Below are 5,939 nucleotides of genomic sequence, written 5' to 3'. Positions count from 1 at the left end.
CCGAGCTCGCGCAGAACGTAGACCGTAGCGACCCGTCCTTCGCCGTGCAGCGCACCGTGGATCAGCACCGGAATGCCGAGGCGCGTGAGCAGCAGCGCCACCAGCGGCAGCAGATTCGGCGCGTGTTTGGCACCGTTGTAGGTGGGAATGACGACCGGGCGTACCGCCGACGCGAAGTCCAGCCGCTGCGTGCGCTCCTCGACCGCCCGCTGGAAGCCGAGTATCTCCGAGGCGGCCTCGCCCTTCATCCGCAGCGTCATCAGGATTGCGCCCAGTTCGAGCTCGGGCACGCCACCGTCGAGCAGCGCAGCGAAGAGATGATAGGCCTCGGGCGCGGTGAGGTCGCGCGCGCCTTCCTTCCCGCGTCCGATCTCCTTGATATAGAAGGCGTATGCCATCAGGATTGCGTGTACGGTGGCGGGAAAGCTGAAACGCGGGGAGGGGTTGCAGCTAGCAACGCGCGTGCCACCAGAAATTCGCGCACAACGTCCAAGAGTTACCTCACCATGTTGCGACCGCGTGGCGATTTCTGCCGCCTCGTGGTGCAGCGTCTGCGGAAATTGCCTTGTCGTGGTGCACGGTCGCCGATGACTTGTGCCGGTTCGAGCCGCGCGAAATAATGCGGCGGCGATGGAACGCTTCCTCTGCGACGAGATGCTCGGGCAACTGTGCCGCTACCTGCGAGCAGCCGGCTACGACGCGGCGCTCGCGAGCGACGGTCTGCGCGACCGCGTGCTGCTCCAGCAATGCCAGGCCGAGGCGCGGCGCTTCCTTACCCTCGACCGGCACATCCGGGAGCACAAGGCCGCCGCCGGGATCGCCATGATCCTGCCCTCGCCGCGACTCGAAGAGCAGGTGCAGATCGTGGCCAGCGCCTTCGGGCTCGACTGGCTGTCGCGCGCCTTCACACGCTGTCTCGTCGACAACACCCCGCTGCTTCCCGCCACGTCGCGCCAGCGCGCACGCTTCCCGTGGCTGCCGTCGGGCGACGCCGAGCCGGTGTCGGCGTGCCCGCACTGCGAGCGTGTCTACTGGCGCGGATCGCACTACCGCCGCATGCGCGAACGGCTCGAAGCCTGGCAGCGCCAGCACTTCGCCTACCTGCACTGAGCGGGAAGCTCAGCTGCGTCCGAGCAGCAGGAGCTGATAGCCGGCAAAAGCGACCACAAACCCGCCGGCGATCCGGTTCAGGACGACAAACGCGGCATCTCCCAGCCGCGGCCCGATCCGCGCGGCCAGCGTGCACAGCGCCAGCCACCAGAGCGCGGCGCCCGCGAAGACGCCGACCACCATCGCCGTCGCGCCGCCCACGTCGCGAGCGCCGGTGAATCCGAGCGCGGCGAAGATGGCGAGAAAGGAGAGGATCGTCATCGGATTGGCCAGCGTGAGCAGCAGCGTGGCCGCCCACGCCTGGGCAAGACCGGACACCCGAAGGGTTGCGGCAGGCTCACGCCCCGGCCGTGCCCGGAGCATCTTCGCGCCGAGCCAGAGCAGGAACACGCTCGCACCGAACAGAAACGTCGGGCGATGCGCGATCAGGAAGTCGGAGATGAACGTGAGCCCGAATGCAGCCACCGCTGCGTAGAGCGCATCCGCACCGGCAGCACCCAGCCCCGAGGCAAAACCCGGCCAGAAGCCCTCGACCAGCGCGCGACGGAAGCAGAGCATCCAGATGGGGCCGACGGCCGCCGCCATGATGACGCCGACGGGCAGGCTCCTCACGAGCAGCTCTGACGGGCTCACGCCATGGTTCTCCGACAGCGCAGAGGCGGAACCGCCGCTACGGCGTCTCGACCAGGGCTTCCAGCACCGCGTTCCAGGCGAGCGCCAGATTCGTACGGTTGTAGCCGCCGCCGCCGAAAACCATCAGCCGGCCGCGGGCGTGCTCGTCGGCCAGCGCGCGCAGCCGCTTTGCGGCGTGGCCGTGGGCTGCCGCGGTGTAGTGCAGGTGCGCGATGGGGTCGCCGCCCAGGCTGTCGGCGCCGCACTGGAGCAGAAAGAACTCCGGGCGGAACTTGACGAGGTGCGCCTCTACCCGCTCCCACTGTCGCGAGAACTCGGCGTCTCCCGCGCCCGGGGGCATGGCGATATTGAGCTTGGTGCCCGCCGCGGCGTCCTTGCCGGTTTCCCAGTCGTGGCCGGTGCCCGGATAGAGATAGTCCCCATCCTCGTGGATGTCGGCGACGATGAGATCCCGATCGCTCTCGTATGGATAGTAGAGACCGTCGCCGTGATGCACGTCGATGTCCACGTAGGCGATGCGCTTCACGCCGTAGCGGCTGCGCAGCGTCTCGATCACGACACCGACGTCGTTGAACACGCAAAAGCCCGCCGCGCGGTCGCGGCGCGCGTGATGGAGCCCGCCGATGGGCTGGAAGGATCGGCGACAGGTGCCTTCCATGACCGCGTCGAGGGCCATCAGGGCAGCGCCGACGACGTGGCTCGACACCTCGAACACGCCGACGAAGGCCGGTGTGTCACCGTAGTCGAGATACCCCACGCCCTGCTGCGATTTGACCATCACGCGGTTCACGTAATCGACGGTGTGGAAACGTTCGATCTCGTCGCGCGTCGCCGCCCGCGAGCCCATGACGTGTGCCCGGGTGTCGAGGCCGCGGCCGCGCGCCTTGCGCAGGAAGGCTTCCTGCCGGTCGGTGCCGAACGGATGACCGGACGGAAAACCGTAGCGGGCGAGATCGTCACTCACCAGCAAGCAGACTTTTTCGCTCATGGTTGACGTTCCTTCGTGTCGGGCGCGAGCTTGGCGAGCGCGTCGCGGGCCGGCTGAAAGCCTTGTGCGGCGGCCTTCTGCAGCCATGTCACGGCAGCCTTGCGGTCCTCCTTCACCCCCATTCCCGCCGCATAGGAAAGACCCAGCGTGTACTGCGCGGCGGCGTCGCCCTGGTCGGCCGCTTTGCGGTACCAGTCGGCGGCGGCGGTCAGGTCGCGCCGTGTGCCGCGCCCGGCTGCGTAGAGCAGGCCGAGGTTGAACTGCGCGTCCGGATCCCCGCGCTCCGCGGCCAGACGATACCACTTGAAGGCCTCGTCGTAGCTCTGCCGCACGCCTTCGCCGGCCTCGTAGAGCACGCCGAGGTTGAACTGTGAGGCCATGTGCCCCTGGTTCGCCGCCTTCCGCCACCACTGCGCCGCCGCGGCGGCGTCGCGCGGCCCGGCGAGCCCGCGCCGCGCCAGCATTCCCATGCCGTATTGCGCCTGTGCGTCACCGTGCTCGGCGAGCGGTTGCCACACCCTGGCGGCCCGGGCGTAATCGCCCGCGGCGTAGGCGGTCTGGCCGGCCTTGAAGTCTGCCGGTGCCGGCTCGGCGCCATAGGCTCCCCGTCCACCGCACATCAGCACCGCCACGAGCAGTGCGGCGACACGGCGGGCAGCAATCCGCAGCATCATCAGAAAAGCTCCAGCTGCGGCCTCGCCCCGGGACGCCGGAAGAGCGTGGTGTCGAGGGGCGGGCGATCGCGATCGAGGCCAAGCCGCGATGCGGCGCGCTCGAAGCGCTGTCCCAGCAACTCGGCAAAACGGCCGGTCCCCTTCATGCGGCTACCGAACTGCGGATCGTTGGCCCGGCCGTCGCGCATCGCGTGCACCCGGCTCATCACGTGTGCCGCCCGCAGCGGGAAGCGCGCGGCGAGCCACTTCTCGAAGATCCCCTTGACCTCGAAAGGCAGCCGCAGCAGCACATAGCCAGCGGAGGTGGCGCCCGCCTGCGCCGCCTCTGCGAGCACGCGCTCGATGTCGTGATCGGTCAGGAAGGGCACCACCGGCGCCACGATGACCCCGGTCGGGACACCCGATGCCGCGAGCCGCCGCACCGTCTCCAGCCGCCGCCGCGGGGCGGACGTGCGCGGTTCCATGTGGCGCGCCACGTCGTGGTCGAGCGTCGCGATGGAGAGAAAAACGCGCACCAGTCGCTTCTCCGCGAGCGGCGCCAGCAGATCGAGGTCGCGCTCGACCAGCGCGTTCTTGGTGACGATGGTCAGGGGATGATCGTGTGCGGCGAGCACCTCGATCACCGACCGCGTGATGCGGTATTCGCGCTCGATCGGCTGATAGGGGTCGGTGTTGGCGCCGAGCGCGATCGGTTCGCAGACGTAGCCGGGCCTCGCCAGTTCCGCACGCAGCACCTCGGCCGCGTTCACCTTGGCGAAGAGGCGCGTTTCGAAGTCGAGCCCGGGCGAGAGATTGAGGAACGCGTGACTGGGACGCGCGTAGCAGTACACGCAGCCGTGCTCGCAGCCGCGGTAGGGATTGATGGATTGCGTGAACGGAACGTCGGGCGAGTCGTTGCGGGCGATGATCGACTTCGCACGCTCCTCGGTGACGACGGTCGCCGGCGCCGGCGGCCCGTCCTCATCTGCGCGCGCCCAGCCATCGTCGAACGTTTCCCGCGTTACCTGCTCGAAACGGCCCTCGGGATTCGACGTCGCGCCGCGACCCTTGCACGGTGCGGCATGGTTGCCGGAGACAGTACGCAGCGGCATGACAAAACGCGTTCAACAGTGAACGTCTGAGGATAGCAGATCGAGCGGTGGTCGGGCCTCGTCACCCCGCGCTCACGGCACTTTGCAGCCGGCACGGCGTAGCACGAATTTTGCGCCATCCGCAGCGAACGAATCCGACGGGCTCCACCATGAACAGCAGAGCAATCCACCGTGTCGGCCGCTTTTGGGTCGCGACGAAACAACGTGCCGACGGCCAATGGGTCGCGTGGGCTCAGATCACGCCCATCTACAGCGACGAACCGGTCGCCGATTCGCACGAGCACATCTGGCTCGTGTCGGGCTCGTCGCGCGAACAAGCCACCGCGAAACTCAAGCGCGAACTGGCGCTGCCCCCGTACGACGCGGCCTCACAGCAGGAACGCCACCGCTGTTGGGTCATGCTGACCGCGGCAAGCACGATGCTCGTGAGCGGCGTGCTCATCGCGGAGCCGACGCTGTTCTTCGCCGGCCTCGTCGGCGTCGGTCACGGACTGTACTCGTGCGTGTGGCTGTCCGAGCGATCGGACAGCGGGCCCGCCTGATTATCCTGCCGTACGCATCCGGTTCACGCGCGATACCTTGCCGCGCGCACACGCCAGCCGCCGTCGAGCGTAGCGGCTGAACGCCACTAGAAGGCCGGCGTGAAGGAAGCGGTGTCGCCCGCGGAAACCTTGAGGTTGTCTCCCCACGACCAGTGCTGGTCGTTGATCAGCACCTTGAACGTGACTTCCTGACCCGCCGCTTCCGCCGACCACGACCAGCAGCCGTCGCCGGTCCACTGCATCGGCACACCGGCTTCCCAACTCAGGCCCGCCCCTTCGCCGCGCAGGAACAGCGTGTTGCCAGGACCGACGTCGATGTAGGCCATGACACGGGTCATCGGGGCGATTGCCCTTTCTGCGCTGGGCTTCACTGCAGCCACTTGCGGCGCGGTGCTCGCCTTCTTCGGCTTTGCCACCTTCGCGTCCGCACTCGGCGTCAATTCGCTGGCATCTTCGGCCGCTGCTTTCGTCTTCCGCGGCGCGGTTGTCTTGCGTTCGGTCGGTGCCTTCTTCACTGTGGTCTTCTTCTCGGCAGCCGGCGTCGTTTCCCTTTTCGTGGACATCAATCTCACTCCTAAATAAGCTCGGTACACAAAACCGCACCCGCTCGGGCAGTCTGCCCAGCCATCGTCGCGGCAACGGGCGCATCACAAATGACTATTCGAGACGAACGGGTATTTATTCTAATACGAGTCGTCGCGTACGTTCTCGAAGATTCCTCGCTCACGCCGCGCGCAGCGCATCGACGATCTTGAGGCCTGCCGCACGGGCGGCCGGCAGCACGCCTCCGAGCACGCCCATGAGCGCCGCGAACAGCAGCGACTGCAGCACGATGTGCGAGGTCAGCGAGAAGCTGAAGGCGATCTCGGAAAACGATTGCCAGTTCATGGTCGACACGCTG

9 protein-coding genes are annotated in these 5,939 nt (G+C 67.6%); 2 read left to right on the top strand and 7 right to left on the bottom strand.

Annotated features, from left to right (window positions below):
• A partial coding sequence (locus JNK68_08915) for a DNA-binding protein YbiB (GenBank protein MBL8540480.1) occupies nt 1–398 on the bottom strand: 398 nt, incomplete at its 3' end.
• A 232-nt stretch (nt 399–630) separates the two neighbouring features.
• Here JNK68_08915 and JNK68_08910 point away from each other — a divergent pair.
• Complete coding sequence (locus JNK68_08910) at nt 631–1,110, top strand: hypothetical protein (GenBank protein MBL8540479.1); 480 nt, start codon at nt 631–633, stop codon at nt 1,108–1,110.
• 9 nt (nt 1,111–1,119) lie between these two features.
• Here the strand turns inward: JNK68_08910 and JNK68_08905 are convergent, their stop codons facing one another.
• From JNK68_08905 to JNK68_08890, 4 genes are read right to left on the bottom strand one after another with little or no spacing between them, the layout of a single operon-like run.
• Nucleotides 1,120–1,743, bottom strand: a complete 624-nt coding sequence (locus JNK68_08905; GenBank protein ID MBL8540478.1) for a LysE family transporter — start codon at nt 1,741–1,743, stop codon at nt 1,120–1,122.
• Between the two features lie 37 nt (nt 1,744–1,780).
• Nucleotides 1,781–2,731, bottom strand: a complete 951-nt coding sequence (locus JNK68_08900; protein MBL8540477.1) for an acetoin utilization protein AcuC — start codon at nt 2,729–2,731, stop codon at nt 1,781–1,783.
• On the bottom strand, nt 2,728–3,405 hold the full coding sequence (locus JNK68_08895) for a sel1 repeat family protein (protein ID MBL8540476.1): 678 nt from the start codon (nt 3,403–3,405) through the stop codon (nt 2,728–2,730). Before JNK68_08895 ends, JNK68_08900 begins: the two co-directional genes overlap by 4 nt.
• Nucleotides 3,405–4,496, bottom strand: a complete 1,092-nt coding sequence (locus JNK68_08890; GenBank protein ID MBL8540475.1) for a PA0069 family radical SAM protein — start codon at nt 4,494–4,496, stop codon at nt 3,405–3,407. The genes JNK68_08895 and JNK68_08890 overlap by 1 nt, the downstream gene beginning before the upstream one ends.
• Nucleotides 4,497–4,645: 149 nt before the next feature.
• Here JNK68_08890 and JNK68_08885 point away from each other — a divergent pair, with 149 nt between their 5' ends.
• A complete protein-coding gene (locus JNK68_08885; GenBank protein ID MBL8540474.1) occupies nt 4,646–5,038 on the top strand; it encodes a hypothetical protein in 393 nt (130 codons plus the stop codon).
• A gap of 86 nt (nt 5,039–5,124) precedes the next feature.
• On the opposite strand, the gene JNK68_08880 is transcribed toward JNK68_08885, so the two are convergent.
• Together JNK68_08880 and JNK68_08875 are read right to left on the bottom strand one after the other, a co-directional pair.
• The gene (locus JNK68_08880; protein MBL8540473.1) at nt 5,125–5,553 is read right to left on the bottom strand and encodes a hypothetical protein; all 429 of its coding nucleotides are present in this window, start codon (nt 5,551–5,553) and stop codon (nt 5,125–5,127) included.
• A gap of 208 nt (nt 5,554–5,761) precedes the next feature.
• Nucleotides 5,762–5,926, bottom strand: coding sequence for a hypothetical protein (locus JNK68_08875; protein ID MBL8540472.1), 165 nt, complete (start codon nt 5,924–5,926; stop codon nt 5,762–5,764).
• Between the last annotated feature and the right edge of the window lie 13 nt (nt 5,927–5,939).

The sequence above is a fragment of the Betaproteobacteria bacterium genome (genome assembly GCA_016791345.1).
In the GTDB taxonomy this organism is placed as follows: domain Bacteria; phylum Pseudomonadota; class Gammaproteobacteria; order Burkholderiales; family JAEUMW01; genus JAEUMW01.
The sequence above is the reverse complement of the archived record's forward strand: the minus strand, read 5'-3'. Positions and strand labels throughout refer to the sequence as shown.

Excerpts from the sequence above, each read along its gene's own strand:
- JNK68_08875 (MBL8540472.1), bottom strand. The coding sequence starts at position 5,926 with ATGAACTGGCAATCGTTTTCCGAGATCGCCTTCAGCTTCTCGCTGACC.
- JNK68_08900 (MBL8540477.1), bottom strand. The coding sequence starts at position 2,731 with ATGAGCGAAAAAGTCTGCTTGCTGGTGAGTGACGATCTCGCCCGCTAC.
- JNK68_08890 (MBL8540475.1), bottom strand. The coding sequence starts at position 4,496 with ATGCCGCTGCGTACTGTCTCCGGCAACCATGCCGCACCGTGCAAGGGT.
- JNK68_08885 (MBL8540474.1), top strand. The coding sequence starts at position 4,646 with ATGAACAGCAGAGCAATCCACCGTGTCGGCCGCTTTTGGGTCGCGACG.
- JNK68_08910 (MBL8540479.1), top strand. The coding sequence starts at position 631 with ATGGAACGCTTCCTCTGCGACGAGATGCTCGGGCAACTGTGCCGCTAC.
- JNK68_08895 (MBL8540476.1), bottom strand. The coding sequence starts at position 3,405 with ATGATGCTGCGGATTGCTGCCCGCCGTGTCGCCGCACTGCTCGTGGCG.